This window comes from Pseudomonas sp. RU47 (assembly GCF_004011755.1).
Lineage (GTDB): Bacteria > Pseudomonadota > Gammaproteobacteria > Pseudomonadales > Pseudomonadaceae > Aquipseudomonas.
The window spans coordinates 3,017,685-3,032,264 of sequence record NZ_CP022411.1 but is presented as its reverse complement, the minus strand read 5'-3'; the positions used below and the strand labels follow the sequence as shown (position 1 = coordinate 3,032,264).

Here is a 14,580-nt window from a genome sequence, read left to right as displayed (position 1 = left end):
AGAAGAAACAACCACCCATGAGTTCAGCAAAGATACCAATAAAACTAATGACTGCGGCGTTAACGCTTTTAACTATAATAGCAACCGAATCATCTGCTCTTACGCACGAACAGCTTCAGGCAAAAATCCAAGGCATTGAACTCTACAATCAATACAAAACCATTTCTGCGATCGAATTTTTGAAAACCGCCGCTGACGGCGGAGATGATGAGGCGCTCTACTATCTGGGCGAAGCGTTAAGAAAAAATAACCGCCACATGACTCCGGAAGCTAAAAAAGCATACGAAAGCTCCGCAAAAAAGGGGAATATCTACTCTATGATTCGCCTTGGGAGAATTGAAGACGACTTGTGTTCAACCATGAAAAACTGCCTACCAGGTGAGGACTCTCCTAGCAGCTGGGTAATTAAAGCTAAAAGCCTTGCAATTCAACGCGCAACGCAGGGAGATAGCGAATCAATGTACCTATTATATGAAATGACAGGCAATGATGACTGGCTGGAGAAGTCAGCAGAGAACGGATTTGCATTTGCGCAGTTCCGTCTGGCGACGAAGTACCAAGAAGGAAGTGGTTCATTTTTACTACCCTCGAGACGCAACCAAGCTATCGAACGATGGATGAAGGCGTCTGCTGAAAATGGTTATCCACTTGCAATGATGGGGTTAGCCGCAATCATGATCGAAAGAAATGATTTAGCCTCGTTCAGAAACTGGAACGAAAAAGCAGCTGACTCGAGCTACGTAGAAGGTGTATTTGGATATGCATCCTACATAGGCGAAGAAAACTCAAAATACGGTTTCGCATTCGACCCAATAAAATCATATGCTTTACTGTCAAATCTGCTGGAACTTAATGGTGGAGGCAATGTAGTACGAGACGTCAATGACACATTAACCGGCATAGAAAAAAACATGTCAAAAGAGCAAATAGAAAAAGCAAAAGAGCTCGCAAAAACGTGGAAGGCCAACCACCCGCCTCTCTCGTTCTTCCCTGATAAGCTAGGATATTAACGCCAGTGAGTCTATTCAGGCAAATGACATCAAGGAAATAGCATGGATATAAAAAAGCTTATCGCCCAGGCAGCGTCGAAGTACGGCAACACTTCGAACGTCGTATTGAAAGCTAGCGAGAGCACCGGGCAACCTCCATGTGAACTATTTATCACCGATGAACATACAGAGAATTACTTAACGTTACAGATGGCAGGAGATGCAGATAGAGGAGGTATAACAGGTATAGCGGCAGGCGTAGGATCTCTCGCAAGTATTGCATTGGCATTTATGATGATCATAAAAGGCCGTTGGGATCTTGTAGGCCTTTGCATTTTCCTTGCCGCGGCCATGCTCCTTATTCCGTTTTATTTTGAAACGCGAAAACCACTGCCTTTACCTGTATTATTTAACCGCAGAACAAAAGAAGTTTATTTTGATCAAAATGGTGATTTGTATCATACGCCATGGGACAACATTCAAGCTATCGCGTGTGAATTTCAAATGACAAGCATTTATACAGGCGGTATAAATAACGCTTCTCTCGAAATACTAGTAAAACGTCTAGGCGACCCTGAAAATGCTCTTATGGTTAGTTTGGGTTCCCCAATGGGCAAGACACTTGATATGCAAAAAGGGTTTTGGGAATACATTCGCAGCTACATGAATAATGGCCCATGGTTTGATGAAAATGGCAACCACGCAGAATCCGATGAATTCATAAAGAAAACGCTTTCGAGCAATATTAGACCGTCAGACTTTTTGGGATACTGGAAAAAAACGATCACAGATAAAAAAGTCAAATCCGGACACTCTAACTACTTAACTGCATCTGACGCTTTTATGTTTATTGGACATTTAATTTTTTTTCCAACCAATGCTATACAAGACTTCACATACAATTATGCACAGAGAAAAACACGAAACTTATGGCCAGAAATAGTTACAGAACGCTTACATCAAGACGGCCCCACACTTAGACTCATAGACTTAGAACGCGAGCGCGGTTTTTCTGTTTGACTTATGATCACGAAACCGAAAGGTAATAGCTTACTACTCCTTACTTGAAGGCACGCACTACCGCCCATCGAAGTCAAGGAAATGGCATGGCTTTAAGAACGGCAATGAAAAATCATGGCGAAATATGGTGATGCTCCTACCGCAGTTCTTAGTGACGACGAGTCGACGGGGGAGCAACCACTTGAGCTTTTTATAACTGATGAACACACAGAATACTATCTTTCACTAAAAGCTGGCAGTGATCGAAACCGCGGCTTGCTTAGCGGACTTCTCGGGGGAGTTTCAGCTCTGATTGCACTCATCACTGGCGTTTGGATGGCTTTACTGGGCAAGTGGGACGGAGTGGGCTGGATGTTACTTTTCGGGATACCGTTGTTCATTGTTCCAATCATCATCGAAACAAGACGCTCTTTACCGCTTCCCATAATTTTCAACCGACGAACACAGGAAGTCTATTTCGACAACGAAGGAGAGCTCTATCATACTCCTTGGAAGGGAATAGAGGCTGTAGCTTGCGAGTTCGACATGGTTGGCCTTTATTCTGGGAGCATCCGGAACGCCTCGCTTGAAGTATTAATGAAGCGCTTGGGAGAACCTGAAAACGAAATTATGGTCAGCATTGGTACGCCGGCGGGAAAGTCTTTAGAAATGCAGAAAGGATTCTGGGAATACATTCGCTCTTATATGAACAACGGCCCATGGTTCGACCACACTGGAGCTCATAGCGAATCGGATGACTTTGTAAAAAGCCAGTTAGACCTAAACTTAAAACAATCTGAATACTTAGGCGCATGGAGAAAAATCATTCGTGAAAAAAAAGAAGCTGGAGATGGAAGCAATTACTTAACTGGCACTGATTTTTTAATGCTACTAAACAATATACTCTTCTATCCATCAAACAAGATTCAAGACTTTGTTTATGAAAGAGCAAAGCGTCGTTCGCGAAACCGTTGGCCCACTGTCGTGACTGAGCGACTGGAAGCGGATGGTCCAACGACAAGATTAATTGATTTAGAGCGCGAGCGTGGTCTCACTGTTTGATTAAATGTTGGAGATCCTCAGCTTGGTAGCGGCATGTGCAGCCTCCTCATAAGCTTACTGAATCCAAGTTAAAGCAACCCTCTTGATTCTAATCCAGGAAAAATTGAAGTGTGACTTATCGGTTCGCGATCGGTGAAGTCCTCTCCAGGCATAAAGCCGGAATGTAACCTCTTACCTTGGAATTTTAGTCATTTGATAGATATTGCTGCGGACGTACGTCGAAAACGAACATGGCGGAGAAGGCGAATAGCCCTGGCTGTACTGGCTTTGCTGCTTAGCTACGCCACCCCAAAAATCATTGATCTATTTCGTACGCCCGGCGCCATGCTGACGTCAGAAAACTATACAGATCGTCCAATTTTGAACTTTTGGATAAATGACTTTTGGGGAGGCAACCTGTTCGCAATGGGTGGCGGAGGGGTTATGTGCTGCCAACGAATTGAAGGAGAAACCGTTCGTGTTTCTTGGATTCTCAGTAGGACTGGCGAACAGTTTCGGCAAGGCGTCCAGAAGGAGAACCATGAGGTAATTTTACCGCTACCTCGCCGAAAACGTGGTGATGTGTATTTGCACGTGCGCTTTTTACCCAAAAATATTGTTGAGTTGAAATGGAGTCCAGACTTGGTCAGCCCGTTTGCTCCTTCTCCTTAGGCAGAGCCTCTTCTCTAACTAGCTGTTGTAAACATCAATCACGGGCAGAAAATGCCTCTGCCCGTGAGTGCTAGACAATTCAAACAGAGATCAAATCGGCGCCTTCCAACTCAACATCTGCTGCTGCGCGACCTGCAGCAAATCATTGCCATCCTGCGTCAGCAGGTACAGCGCATGGGTGATATGTGGAATGTCTTGCACGTCGGCGTGCTTGAAGCACAGGCAATGCAGGGTTTCGAGCAGGTCGGCGGCGGCGCGGATGCGCTGGACGGCGGCTTCGAGGATGTCTTTCGGGTTGGCTTGGGTGTCGATGAGCAATGTCGGGGTTTCGGTGACGTTGCTGCTGAGGGGGAGATAGCGGTTTTGTAGCAGTTTAATTATTGGCATTCTGATTACTCAACTGTATTAGAAGGTAACCGCCATAGCCGTGACCAAACGGTGGGAGGCGGCCGTGTACAGGCTTGGTCAACCGAGAACAGTTCAAAACTCAGCTCGCCCGAAGGCGTCCTGCACACAGCCGCCATAGCAATGCACTCCACGGATCAATAAATCCGAGCGGTGCGAATGATGGCACATATGCAATGAACTTTTCTCAGGTGACCAAACCCGAACCACTGATTTTGCAGCGGCAACCGACAATAACCGCCCCCTCCAGCCGCCGAAAGCAGACAAGGCACCAGCCTTTGTAGGAATTCGCCAAACCTTCCTGAGAAAACCGCCGCACTCCCTGACAGCCGGCGTTCAGCTCGGTTAACCATCCCTTAACGCCGTGGTCAAAAACTCTACTGAACCGCACGCCCTCAGCCATTCTGGCTGTTGCCCAGTGCGGCAGGTTCGGCTGAATCACGCCGAACTCTAGAACCGCCACACGGGAGTCCTTTCATGAACATTCGTCCTTTATTGCTCAGCGCCGCCCTCGCCTGCACCGCGTTTGCCGCGCTGGCCCAGGCCAATGACACCTCTGCCACGTCCAAAGCCGTGCCCTATGAGTACGGCATGCCGCTGCATGTGGCCAAAGTGGTGTCGTTGACCGAGCCGCCAACACAAACGTGCAAAGTGGTGACGGCCGACATGAAGTACATCGACAACGCCGGTAAGCCTGAGGAAATCAGCTACCGGAAATTGTCTGACGCGTGCAACTTCCAGAACTGACAGAAACGTCTGATTTGCGGGTTTGCGGTAGGCGTGGGGAGTTTCGGCGGTTATGCTCGGAGCCCTCCTCACTGCCGCAAGGATTCGCCATGCAGTTGTCGTTTCGCACGTTGTCGGGTCTCACTTCTTCGTTGTGTTTTCTGTTGGCGCTGGCCTGGGGCTTTGTCCCGGACATGCTGCTGGCGATCTGGAGCATTGAATATTCCGAAGCGGCCGGGTTTGTCGCGCGGCGCAGTGCGGTGCTGTTTGCGGCGTTGGGGGTGATGTTTTATCTGGTGCGCAATGCACCGCCGTCGCTGGGGCGCAATGCGCTGAGCAACGGTTTTATCGTCGGTTGTTTTGGTTTGGCGGTGTTGGGGTTTGCGGAATGGCTGAACGGTCATGCCGGCCCCGGGATTTTGCTCGCGGTGCTGGTCGAGTTCGCGCTGGGCCTTGGTTTTGTGCAGGCCCGGCGCGTGACGGTCGAACTGGGTGAAACGGTGCGTTAGACGACTCTGGAGCGTGGGCTGTAGTGATGTTGCACAGTTTGCTGGTTCAGATCGGATCGCAGCCCGGCGATCAGTTCGTTGATTTCACGACAGCCATTGAGATGGCTGGCGTCGATGCCACTGACCAGCAGATCGACCTGATCGGTCTGGTGATCGCCGAAAACCTTGACGGTCATCGACAAGTCCGGCGACAGCGTGCACTGGCAGCGTTTCGGCAGAAAACTGCTTTCAATGATATTGCGTAGTTCCAAGGCAGACAGAAACATGGCGAAACCCTCTCCTTACTGTGAGATGCCAATCAAGTATTCACGCTGACCGTTGCTGCCCCTGCACGGGTGTGTCCCCGCTGTTTCCCTGGTGCGACAAGCGGTGGTACTGCGAAATGCCCATTGGAGTGTAGGCGCCCAAGGCCGGTGCGCCGCACTGAAAAGACGCATAAAGCGTGCCTTTCATCGGTTCATTTTCACCCTCATGAAATCAAGCACTTGGCGGCGGTGCCAGTATTTGGCTACTTGCAAATTGCAAGAATGGCCTCGACGGGTACTGCAATTTGCAACTCGACGCTGGTTTGCAATCACGGCCCATGACGGTAAGAATGCCCGTTATCCACCCTACACCCGCACGGAGGCTTCCATGGGTTCTTTCCGCGTTTACGCGACCACCGGGCTGTTCATCGCCAGCCTGTCCACCCTCGCCCACGCCGCCAAGCTTGAAGACGTCGCGCCGTACCCGAAGGCAGAAGCCGGGTTCACCCGCCAGGTCATTCACTTGCCCAAGCAAGAGCAGGAAGAGAACTTCCAGGTTGAAATCCTCGCCGGCAAAACTTTGGAAGTGGACTGCAACCGCCAGCGTTTGGGCGGTGTTCTCGATGAGAAGAATCTTGAAGGTTGGGGTTATCCGTTCTATCGACTGGAAAAGGTCATTGGGCCGATGAGTACGATGATGGCCTGCCCGCCCGGCAGCCAGAAGAAACGCGCGTTCGTGCCTGTCGTCGGTGACGGCTTCATGCTGCGGTACAACAGCAAGTTGCCGGTCGTGGTGTACGCACCGTCGGAGGTCGAAGTGCGCTATCGCATCTGGTCGGCGTCGGACAAAGTCGGTACAGCCCTGCAGGAATAACCCGAACAAGGAGTTCGCTGCTTGATTACTTGCCACGTCAGATATGTCATTGATCCGTACCAATTGCCTGAGTTCGAGGCCTACGCCAAGGCCTGGCTCGGCATCGTCGAGCGCTTGGGCGGCACCCATCATGGCTACTTCCTGCCGTCCGAAGGCGCGAATAATATCGCTTATTGCCTGTTCAGTTTTCCGTCGCTGGCGGATTACGAAAGCTATCGGCACATCGCGCTGACCGATCCGGAAAGCACCGCACTGGTTGCCAGCCTGGTCGAGAAGAAGTTCATCGTCAGCTACGAGCGCAGCTTCCTGCGCCCATTGCTGCCGTAAGCTTCATCACGCCGAGACGCTGCAGACTGCGGCGCGCTCGGCAACATGGCGCAGGCTGTCGAAGTTGATATTCGCGCCCGAATCGATCGCCACGAATGTCTGCTCGCGCACCCCGGTTCGCGCTACGTATTGCTTGATCCCTGCAACGGCCAGAGCGCCGGAAGGCTCGGTGATCGAGCGGGTATCGTCGTAAATGTTCTTGATCGCCGCGCAGAGGTCGTCGTTGCTGACGGTGATTACCTCGTCGACGCAAAAGCGGCAAACCTCAAACCCGAACGCGCCGATCTGCGCTACCGCCACGCCATCGGCGAACGTACCGACATTGGGCAGCACGACACGCTGATCGGCTTCCAGCGCAGCCTTCAGGCACGCGGAGTGTTCTGATTCGACGCCGATGATCCGTACTTCCGGGCGCAGGTATTTGACGTAGGCTGCGATGCCGGCGATCAGACCGCCACCACCTACCGGGATAAAAATCGCATCCAGTGTGCCTTGATGCTGGCGGAGGATTTCCATCGCCACAGTGCCCTGCCCGGCGATCACTTCCGGGTCATCGAACGGAGACACGAAGGTGCATCCGGTCTGTTCCGCCAGTTGCAGCGCATGGGCCAGCGCGAACGGGAAACTCTCGCCGTGCAGCAACGCTTCAGCGCCACGACTGCGCACACCCAGCACTTTCAGCTCCGGCGTCGTCGCCGGCATGACGATGGTCGCCGCGATCCCCAGTTCGCGCGCTGCCAGCGCCACGCCTTGCGCGTGATTGCCGGCCGATGCGGTGATTACCCCACGCGCCTTTTGCTCGTCACTGAGTTGCACCAGTTTGTTGTAAGCGCCGCGGATCTTGAAGGAGAAAGTCGGTTGCAGGTCTTCGCGCTTGAGCAGAATCCGGTTGCCCAGCGCCTCAGACAACGCCGGCGCCGCTTGCAACGGCGTGCGCACCGCGAGGTCGTAGACCGGCGCGGCGAGGATCTTTTTCACGTAGTGCTCAAGCAGGGTTTGCTGATCGGGGCTGTGCGGCATGGTCGTCTCCTGACATTTTTCAAAACCCCGGAGACAGAAAGTAAAAACCCGCCTCTAGGGCGGGTTGGGTGCTGCAGTCGTGAGCTAGCCCGCCAAATGAGGAATGGCGGTAATAATCATTGGCTGGCAACGCGATACAGTCGAAGTCATGGGCTGGAAATTAGCCTGCGCGCTAATGGCAAGTCAATGGCCAATTTTGCGCGGTGACGTTAGTCTGGCGACTCTCTCATCACACCAAGGAAGGATTGCATGATGTCTATCGCCCTGCCCCTCGCGGCTTTGCTCGTGTTTAGTGGTTATACCGTTTCGGTGATGCTTCAGACTGAACAATCATTGATCGACTTCGGCATCAGCCTGATGTCGCGGCCCGACACCGCGCAGGTGGTGATTGATCTGTATCTGTTGGCCACGCTGGCAGGCGTGTGGATGGTCAAGGACGCCCGATCGCGTGGACAGTCGATTTGGTCAGTGGTGCCTTACTTGTTGTTGACGGCGGTGTTTGTGTCGATCGGGCCGTTGTTGTATCTGGTGGTGCGTGGGGTTCGCGAGCGGCGCAAGGCGGTGGAAAAATGCAGCCAGATACTATGAACACCTGAAACCCCTGTAGGAGTGAGCCTGCTCGCGATAGCGGAGTGTCAGCCAAAGATGAGGTGACTGACTCTCCGCTATCGCGAGCAGGCTCACTCCTACACGGGAATGTGGTGGCATTCAGGCCTTTTTTACGGCGACGAACGCGGCGGTTTCGTAAGGCACCGTCACCACATCCCTGCCACGCAGTTCCGGCTCGGCGGCAATCAACGCGCGAATCTGCTCATCAACCTGCGCCCGCTGTGCCTCCGGCAGCGCGGCGATGAAACTGGTCGAGCGCACTCGATTGAAGATCACGTCTTCGGGCGATCCGGTATGGCCATGGTGAAAACGTTCAACCTGCAGAGGCGCGAACGCCGGGTGCGGAAACGCTGTGCGCCAGGCGCCGGTGTAATAGCGTGGCGTGTCACCTTCCAGCGCGTTGACGATGGCGTCCAGTTTCGGCACCCAGCTGACATGGGTGTCGCGCAGATTCCAGATCAACCCCAACTTGCCACCGGGCTTGAGTACCCGGGCGATTTCCGTCAGCGCTTCGCTGCTGGCGAACCAGTGAAACGCTTGCGCGCAAATCACCACATCGACTGAAGCGTCCGGCAACGGCAGATCAGTCGCCGTGCCGTTCACGGCCAGCACATCGGGCCAGGTGTCAGAGAGTTTTTCCAGCATCTGCGCCACCGGTTCAACCGCGATCACTTGCGCCCCCGTCGCCACCAGCCGCCCGGTGAACTTACCGGTGCCGGCACCCAGATCGATCACCGTTTTATGCCCATCCAGACCCAGTGTCGTGGTCAACCATTGACTGACTTGCGGCGGGTAGTCCGGCCGTCCTTTGACATAGGTGTCGGCAGCGCTTTTGTAGCCGGCAGCGGCTGAGTGGTGGACGTGGTCGGTCATGGCAACGCTCCTTACGGCAAAACATCGGATCGACGGCAGACGCTGACGAGCATAGCGCTTGAATTTACGCTGAACTTGAACAGTCACTGATAAAGCAATGAATAAAAATTCACCCTGTGGTGTTCAAAGTGAAACATAAGCCCCTGTGGAGCCTTGCCCATGACTATCCGTTCCGTTATGTTCGCCGCCCCGTTGCTGCTGGTCGCGGCGATGGCCAGCCAGTTGGCCTTGGCCAATGGTGATGAAGAAGAAGTGCAGAAGCCCGAATGCCCGAAAGGCCAGGTCTGGGACAGCAAAACGCAGAAGTGTGTGATGCAAGTCAGCAAAGCTCTTTCGGATGCCGACCGTACCGATTATGCCTATCGCCTCGCCAAGGCCGGTCGCTACGAAGAAGCCCTGGCGCTGCTCGACACACTGAAGCAACCGAGCACCGCCAAGGCTCTCAACTATCGCGGTTACGCCACGCGCAAACTGGGGCGCACTGACGAGGGCATCGGTTATTACCTGCAATCGGTGAAACTCGATCCGCAATACGCACAGGTCCGTGAATACCTCGGCGAGGCCTATGTGATCAAAGGCCGCGTCGACCTGGCACAGGAGCAGTTGCAGCAGATCAGATCGATTTGCGGCACGTCGTGCGAGGAATACCGAGACCTGGTTGAAGCCATCAACGATTCATCGAAAACCTGAGCATTTAAAAAGGACAGCCATCATCGTCAGCGATCAGGCATTCAGAGCAGAACTCGGGCAGCACCTGGCGCGACTTTGGCGCTACGGTCTGCTGCTGTCGCGCAACCGGCACGTGGCCGAGGATCTGGTACAGGCCACGTGTGTGCGAGCGCTGGAGCGCGCCAATCAGTACATCGCCGGTACGCGCATGGATCGCTGGTTGCTGAGCATTCTGCATTCGATCTGGCTCAATGAAGTGCGCGCTCGTCGCGTGCGTCAGGGGACGGGACAGGTCGATGCCGATGGTCAACTGGCGTTCGATGGTGAATACGCGGCGCAGACGCACGTGATGGCGGCGCAAGTGATTCGCCGCGTCGATGCGCTGCCTGAAATCCAGCGGGAAACGGTCTACCTCGCCTACGTCGAAGGTTTGTCCTACCGCGAAGTCGCGGAGATCCTGCAAGTGCCGATCGGCACTGTGATGAGCCGTCTGGCCACCGCCCGCCTGAAACTCGCCGAATACCCGCCGTTGCAGGCTGTGCCAAAAACCACCGAAGGAGACCGCTCATGAACACACCTTCGGATGAACAACTGGTCGCCTACCTCGACAGCGAACTGGACGGCGACTATCGCCATCAACTGGACAATGCCATTGCCGAAGACCCGCTGCTCAGCCTGCGCGTGCAATGGCTGAGCCGCAGTAATCTGCCGTACAAGAACGCCTATGACGAGCTGGCGCAACAGGCGCCGCTGGATCGACTGCAAGCGCGGCTGGATGCCATTCCTTCGCCAGAAAAGCCTGGGCTGAGTCGCCGCTGGTTTATCGGTGGCGCGGCCGCAGCGCTGTTGGCCGGAGGCGTGTTGGCCGACCGGTTATTCCTCGGCTGGCACGCCGCGCAATCGAACAACTGGCGCGCATTGGTGGGCGATTACATGGCGCTGTATGTGCCGCAAACGCTTGATCACCTGCCCACCGACGAAGCCTCCCAACGCGCGCAACTGCGCACGGTTGATGCGCGTCTGGGCCTGAATCTCTCACCCGCCACGTTGAAACTGCCGGGTGCCGAATTCAAACGCGCACAAGTGCTTGAATACGACGGTGTGCCGATCGCACAGATCATGTACCTCGATGCCAGGCATGGGCCTCTGGCGTTATGCGTCACGCGCTCGAACCAGGGTAGCCGAGCGCTTGAGCATGAACGTCGACACGAGATGAATGTAGTGTTCTGGACAGAGCATGAACATGCCTGGATGTTGATCGGACACGTTCCGGCGGCTGCACTTGAGCAGAGCGCAACGCTGTTGAAATCGCGATCCATCGGCTAGTGCCTTGACCGGCATGTTCAAGTTGGCGGAACTGGTCTGACGGCACTAGGCATCCACTTTAAAGGAGTCAAGGGAAAACCAGTCAGGTTTCGGACTATGGAACTCAAGTCGTGCGATCCCCGGTGCATCAAAGGCAACATTGACCGGTGTGCCGTAGGACGAACCTAACGCCTGACGCCCCAAGAGCTCCCCGTTGCTGGCGTAGTAAGCCACGGTGCTGTCCTCATAGTTAACGCTTAAATGAAAAAAACTGATTCGCGAGCAGGCATTCTTCAGTTTTATTTCCACTACCTGCGCGGCCTCGCCAAAGGCGTCGCGGCCAATGCTCAGTACCTGACCATCGATTCGACCGGGAAAGGATTGACCGATGTCGGAACGAGGCATGATCGCGCACTCGCCATCACCGGATTTGAACGTGATCTGCATAGTGGGCGTTTCCATGATTGCGCCTTGTCGTGCCGTCTGATTCGGCACGCCGGTGAAATCTTCCATTAACGTCGCGGGAGAATTCAGCACGGTGAATGTCGGCGAATTGAACACCACTGCAGTGGTTTCGTCATTGAGCCCGTCATAGGCAACTTTCAACTCCATGCGCACGGACGTACCCGGTTTGAGCTTCTGGAGTTCGCTGCGAGGCAACGCATTATCCAGCCCGCTGTGTTTTTCCGGCGCTGTCACTGGAGCAGCCTCGGCGAGGACAATCGTGTAACTGTCACCGTTGATATCTGTCCCGTGCAAACGAAACCAACGCAATTGCCCCTCCGCCATCAATGGCCACACCGCACATTGCGCCTGCGCACCACCGGTAAAATCACCCAGATCAAGTATCCCGTTGCTGGCCTGAGGGATATCGGGTGTGGGCAGCCGTCGATCCCGATCCTCGATCCGCTTGATCACCACGTCACGGTGCGCGGAGGGTTGAGGGGCCGCACCTCGCAGCAACTCCCATGACAGCTGGATTGTCTTGCCATGACTGGCCACCAGCACTGAAGGCTCGATCAGAAAGTTGGCCCGGTGGTTCTTGTTGAAGGCGCTTGGAACAAAGACTGGCGAGCCCGGCCCGGTTATGCCTTGGACCAACAGCCGCGCTTTGTCCCCGGGTTGATCCTCCAGGTATTCGACTCGGGCTGTCACACCGTTGGGCAAATCCAGAGGATCGATCAGGTAACCGGAGCCCACCAGTGCAGGTGGTAAAAGGGTCGCAGCGGGCTCGCCGGTGATACTGGTTTTCAGGACATAGGAGCGGTCTAGTTCGACCCCCTGGCTGACGCGCTGATACGAAAACACTGCATGTCCCTTCGCGGCGGCAGCAAACGCAGCGTAAGGCACAGGGATCGAGTAGGAAAACGGTGCATTCTTCACTTTTTCGGTCAGCGTCAAATGTTCCAGTAACGCTCCGTCCTTAGCATAGAAGCGCCCCGTCAAACGGATTTCATCGTCTCTGAGCCAACTGCGCGATACATAGATTTGTGCAATTGCCGGTTCGCCAGCCAGTTTTTCCAGTTCGACGCTGCTGGCGTCATCGTCAGGATCATCGGGGTCCTCGCTGAGGATCGGTGGGTCATACCAGGTGCCATTCAGGTTGACGTACAGATACTGGCTGGCCGAGTTCGGACTGTTGACATCCGGACTGTTACCCACACGATCAAATACCGTGTAACGCACTTCAAAGTGCGCACTGTCCCCGGCCGCGCGAAAGGTCGCCTCATCGATGGTCATCTGGATGGGCCGCTGCTGATCCGCCGCTTCCTCACTGACCACATGACTGAAGGTTTTACCATTGCAATACACCACGATGGTGTCGAACGCTCTCATTATCGGGTAGGTAACGCTGATGCTTACTCCTGTACGCGCACGCTCGACGTCTACACCTTCATCCAGCGCATCCGGAGCCACTTCAAACACCAGTTCGGAATGGCCTTCCTCCTCAGGAAAACGGTCCACGTTACCCGGACGCTTGTCGTGATAAATAACCGTCAACGGCGCCGAAGCTTCGAGCTCCACGCCATCTCGCTCTATCCCGTAATCAAGAACATTCAGCGGACTCTTCCATTTGTCCGCAGCCACATAGACGATTACCCGTTGAGAGGCCTCGCCGGTGGCGATAGGTTTCTCCGCAACCCGTTCTCCGTTCAAACGCACGGCATAGACGTCATTGTCCTGCGCGGTAGTGGCGGGTTCGATGAACACCTTCACCCCTTCCGGGTACAGATAAGTCAGTGCCAGAGGCAGCCCTGCATCTGCATTTTCTGGCCCGGGGACCGGCTGACTCATGCCGGCAATTCGCGGTTTTTCAAGGGTCTTGACGTCCATAGTGATCATCCTTTGGGAACAGGGTCCGATGCGATCGGAAGCAGGGGTTCTTGTCCTGCGCATGAAACACCCATCGCCCGCGGTTGCCTACTGTCAGATCTGACAGGTGAACCCTGTAAAACCGGTAAAAACGCTACCATTGGTCGGAGTGACCGCAAAAGGCGAACGAAAGCCGGCGCCATTCGCAGTCCACGCCGAAGAAAGTCATATTCCAGGAGTACTCCCCCGATGGCGATTTCGTCTCGCACTGCCTTACTGGTGATCGACGTTCAAAACGACTTCACCCCCGGCGGCCAATTAGCGGTACCGGAAGGTGACCTGATCGTGCCGCTGATCAACCGGCTCGCCCGCCAGTTCACCCAGGTCGTCGTTGCACAGGATTGGCACCCCACCGGCCATGCCTCCTTCGCCTCCAGTCATCCCGGTCACCAGCCCTACGATGTCATTCAATTGCCTTACGGCGAGCAGACACTCTGGCCCGACCATTGTGTGCAATCGACAGCGGGGGCCGAGTTTCACCGGGAACTCGACTTGCCTCATGCCCAGTTGATCATTCGCAAGGGCTGCAATCCTGATATCGACAGCTACTCGGCCTTTCTGGAAGCCGATCGCCAAACCACCACGGGGCTGGCCGGCTACCTGAAAGAGCGCGGGATCGATACGGTCTACATGGTGGGGCTGGCACTGGATTTCTGCGTGATGTATTCAGCGCTGGATGCACGGGCGGCGGGATTCAATGCTTATGTGGTGCTGGATGCGTGCCGGGCGATCGATCTGAACGGATCACTGACAGCAGCGATTGAGCGTATGCAAAGTGCCGGGGTCGGGTTGATTCAATCCACAGAACTGGTCTGAACAACACAATCCCCATGTGGGAGCGAGCCTGCTCGCGAAGGCGGTATGTCAGCCAAGTATGCGTTGACTGACTCGACGCTTTCGCGAGCAGGCTCGCTTCCACAGGGATATTTTCAGCGTCATGTGGC

The 14,580-nt window shown here is 54.5% G+C and carries 17 protein-coding genes and 1 pseudogene; 13 read left to right on the top strand and 5 right to left on the bottom strand.

What is annotated here, in order from left to right; translation table 11 throughout:
• The first annotated feature begins 17 nt into the window (after positions 1 to 17).
• The 4 genes from CCX46_RS13785 to CCX46_RS13770 all read left to right on the top strand — a co-directional run bounded on the left by CCX46_RS13785 (position 18) and on the right by CCX46_RS13770 (position 3,701).
• Positions 18 to 1,010, top strand: a complete 993-nt coding sequence (locus CCX46_RS13785) for a tetratricopeptide repeat protein (RefSeq protein ID WP_238704398.1) — start codon at positions 18 to 20, stop codon at positions 1,008 to 1,010.
• A gap of 42 nt (positions 1,011 to 1,052) precedes the next feature.
• Positions 1,053 to 2,009: a hypothetical protein gene (locus CCX46_RS30715; RefSeq protein WP_177413860.1), complete on the top strand. Its 957-nt coding sequence runs from the start codon at positions 1,053 to 1,055 to the stop codon at positions 2,007 to 2,009.
• A gap of 114 nt (positions 2,010 to 2,123) precedes the next feature.
• Complete coding sequence (locus CCX46_RS30710; protein ID WP_177413859.1) at positions 2,124 to 3,050, top strand: DUF6708 domain-containing protein; 927 nt, start codon at positions 2,124 to 2,126, stop codon at positions 3,048 to 3,050.
• Between the two features lie 324 nt (positions 3,051 to 3,374).
• Positions 3,375 to 3,701 carry a DUF3304 domain-containing protein gene (locus CCX46_RS13770; protein WP_127927254.1) on the top strand — a complete coding sequence of 109 codons (327 nt, stop codon included), beginning with the start codon at positions 3,375 to 3,377 and terminating at the stop codon, positions 3,699 to 3,701.
• A gap of 90 nt (positions 3,702 to 3,791) precedes the next feature.
• Here the strand turns inward: CCX46_RS13770 and CCX46_RS13765 are convergent, their stop codons facing one another.
• On the bottom strand, positions 3,792 to 4,088 hold the full coding sequence (locus CCX46_RS13765; RefSeq protein WP_127927252.1) for a hypothetical protein: 297 nt from the start codon (positions 4,086 to 4,088) through the stop codon (positions 3,792 to 3,794).
• A 495-nt stretch (positions 4,089 to 4,583) separates the two neighbouring features.
• Here CCX46_RS13765 and CCX46_RS13755 point away from each other — a divergent pair, with 495 nt between their 5' ends.
• Together CCX46_RS13755 and CCX46_RS13750 are read left to right on the top strand one after the other, a co-directional pair.
• A complete protein-coding gene (locus tag CCX46_RS13755) occupies positions 4,584 to 4,853 on the top strand; it encodes a DUF2790 domain-containing protein (protein WP_127927250.1) in 270 nt (89 codons plus the stop codon).
• A gap of 89 nt (positions 4,854 to 4,942) precedes the next feature.
• On the top strand, positions 4,943 to 5,341 hold the full coding sequence (locus tag CCX46_RS13750) for a hypothetical protein (protein ID WP_127927248.1): 399 nt from the start codon (positions 4,943 to 4,945) through the stop codon (positions 5,339 to 5,341).
• Here CCX46_RS13750 and CCX46_RS13745 read toward each other — a convergent pair.
• On the bottom strand, positions 5,338 to 5,607 hold the full coding sequence (locus CCX46_RS13745) for a DUF1652 domain-containing protein (protein WP_007912157.1): 270 nt from the start codon (positions 5,605 to 5,607) through the stop codon (positions 5,338 to 5,340). The two genes, CCX46_RS13750 and CCX46_RS13745, sit on opposite strands and share 4 nt — an antisense overlap.
• Before the next feature lie 367 nt (positions 5,608 to 5,974).
• Between CCX46_RS13745 and eco the strand changes: the two genes are divergently transcribed.
• Complete coding sequence (eco, locus tag CCX46_RS13740) at positions 5,975 to 6,460, top strand: serine protease inhibitor ecotin (protein WP_127927246.1); 486 nt, start codon at positions 5,975 to 5,977, stop codon at positions 6,458 to 6,460.
• 21 nt (positions 6,461 to 6,481) lie between these two features.
• Complete coding sequence (locus CCX46_RS13735; protein WP_102901851.1) at positions 6,482 to 6,787, top strand: NIPSNAP family protein; 306 nt, start codon at positions 6,482 to 6,484, stop codon at positions 6,785 to 6,787.
• 30 nt (positions 6,788 to 6,817) lie between these two features.
• Here the strand turns inward: CCX46_RS13735 and ilvA are convergent.
• Positions 6,818 to 7,807 (bottom strand): annotated as a pseudogene (ilvA, locus tag CCX46_RS13730) (threonine ammonia-lyase, biosynthetic); the annotation flags it as partial.
• 249 nt (positions 7,808 to 8,056) lie between these two features.
• Here ilvA and CCX46_RS13725 point away from each other — a divergent pair.
• Positions 8,057 to 8,395, top strand: coding sequence for a DUF2834 domain-containing protein (locus tag CCX46_RS13725; protein ID WP_127927242.1), 339 nt, complete (start codon positions 8,057 to 8,059; stop codon positions 8,393 to 8,395).
• 120 nt (positions 8,396 to 8,515) lie between these two features.
• On the opposite strand, the gene CCX46_RS13720 is transcribed toward CCX46_RS13725, so the two are convergent.
• On the bottom strand, positions 8,516 to 9,289 hold the full coding sequence (locus CCX46_RS13720) for a class I SAM-dependent methyltransferase (RefSeq protein ID WP_127927240.1): 774 nt from the start codon (positions 9,287 to 9,289) through the stop codon (positions 8,516 to 8,518).
• Between the two features lie 159 nt (positions 9,290 to 9,448).
• Here CCX46_RS13720 and CCX46_RS13715 point away from each other — a divergent pair, with 159 nt between their 5' ends.
• The 3 genes from CCX46_RS13715 to CCX46_RS13705 are packed head-to-tail and all read left to right on the top strand — an operon-like array spanning position 9,449 to position 11,284.
• Complete coding sequence (locus tag CCX46_RS13715; protein WP_127927239.1) at positions 9,449 to 9,979, top strand: tetratricopeptide repeat protein; 531 nt, start codon at positions 9,449 to 9,451, stop codon at positions 9,977 to 9,979.
• A gap of 19 nt (positions 9,980 to 9,998) precedes the next feature.
• The gene (locus CCX46_RS13710) at positions 9,999 to 10,529 is read left to right on the top strand and encodes an RNA polymerase sigma factor (RefSeq protein ID WP_342212676.1); all 531 of its coding nucleotides are present in this window, start codon (positions 9,999 to 10,001) and stop codon (positions 10,527 to 10,529) included.
• Positions 10,526 to 11,284 (top strand): transcriptional regulator, encoded by a 759-nt coding sequence (locus CCX46_RS13705; RefSeq protein WP_127927237.1) that lies wholly within the window; start codon positions 10,526 to 10,528, stop codon positions 11,282 to 11,284. Before CCX46_RS13710 ends, CCX46_RS13705 begins: the two co-directional genes overlap by 4 nt.
• 45 nt (positions 11,285 to 11,329) lie before the next feature.
• Here the strand turns inward: CCX46_RS13705 and CCX46_RS13700 are convergent, their stop codons facing one another.
• The gene (locus CCX46_RS13700) at positions 11,330 to 13,597 is read right to left on the bottom strand and encodes a hypothetical protein (RefSeq protein WP_127927235.1); all 2,268 of its coding nucleotides are present in this window, start codon (positions 13,595 to 13,597) and stop codon (positions 11,330 to 11,332) included.
• 228 nt (positions 13,598 to 13,825) lie between these two features.
• Here CCX46_RS13700 and pncA point away from each other — a divergent pair, with 228 nt between their 5' ends.
• The gene (gene pncA, locus CCX46_RS13695; RefSeq protein WP_127927233.1) at positions 13,826 to 14,452 is read left to right on the top strand and encodes a bifunctional nicotinamidase/pyrazinamidase; all 627 of its coding nucleotides are present in this window, start codon (positions 13,826 to 13,828) and stop codon (positions 14,450 to 14,452) included.
• Positions 14,453 to 14,580: the final 128 nt, after the last annotated feature.

Bases quoted from the DNA above. Each gene is read 5' to 3' on its own strand.
- CCX46_RS13785 (WP_238704398.1), top strand. From the start codon at position 18: ATGAGTTCAGCAAAGATACCAATAAAACTAATGACTGCGGCGTTAACG.
- CCX46_RS30715 (WP_177413860.1), top strand. From the start codon at position 1,053: ATGGATATAAAAAAGCTTATCGCCCAGGCAGCGTCGAAGTACGGCAAC.
- CCX46_RS30710 (WP_177413859.1), top strand. From the start codon at position 2,124: ATGGCGAAATATGGTGATGCTCCTACCGCAGTTCTTAGTGACGACGAG.
- CCX46_RS13770 (WP_127927254.1), top strand. From the start codon at position 3,375: ATGCTGACGTCAGAAAACTATACAGATCGTCCAATTTTGAACTTTTGG.
- CCX46_RS13765 (WP_127927252.1), bottom strand. From the start codon at position 4,088: ATGCCAATAATTAAACTGCTACAAAACCGCTATCTCCCCCTCAGCAGC.
- CCX46_RS13755 (WP_127927250.1), top strand. From the start codon at position 4,584: ATGAACATTCGTCCTTTATTGCTCAGCGCCGCCCTCGCCTGCACCGCG.
- CCX46_RS13750 (WP_127927248.1), top strand. From the start codon at position 4,943: ATGCAGTTGTCGTTTCGCACGTTGTCGGGTCTCACTTCTTCGTTGTGT.
- CCX46_RS13745 (WP_007912157.1), bottom strand. From the start codon at position 5,607: ATGTTTCTGTCTGCCTTGGAACTACGCAATATCATTGAAAGCAGTTTT.
- eco (WP_127927246.1), top strand. From the start codon at position 5,975: ATGGGTTCTTTCCGCGTTTACGCGACCACCGGGCTGTTCATCGCCAGC.
- CCX46_RS13725 (WP_127927242.1), top strand. From the start codon at position 8,057: ATGATGTCTATCGCCCTGCCCCTCGCGGCTTTGCTCGTGTTTAGTGGT.
- CCX46_RS13720 (WP_127927240.1), bottom strand. From the start codon at position 9,289: ATGACCGACCACGTCCACCACTCAGCCGCTGCCGGCTACAAAAGCGCT.
- CCX46_RS13715 (WP_127927239.1), top strand. From the start codon at position 9,449: ATGACTATCCGTTCCGTTATGTTCGCCGCCCCGTTGCTGCTGGTCGCG.
- CCX46_RS13705 (WP_127927237.1), top strand. From the start codon at position 10,526: ATGAACACACCTTCGGATGAACAACTGGTCGCCTACCTCGACAGCGAA.
- CCX46_RS13700 (WP_127927235.1), bottom strand. From the start codon at position 13,597: ATGGACGTCAAGACCCTTGAAAAACCGCGAATTGCCGGCATGAGTCAG.
- pncA (WP_127927233.1), top strand. From the start codon at position 13,826: ATGGCGATTTCGTCTCGCACTGCCTTACTGGTGATCGACGTTCAAAAC.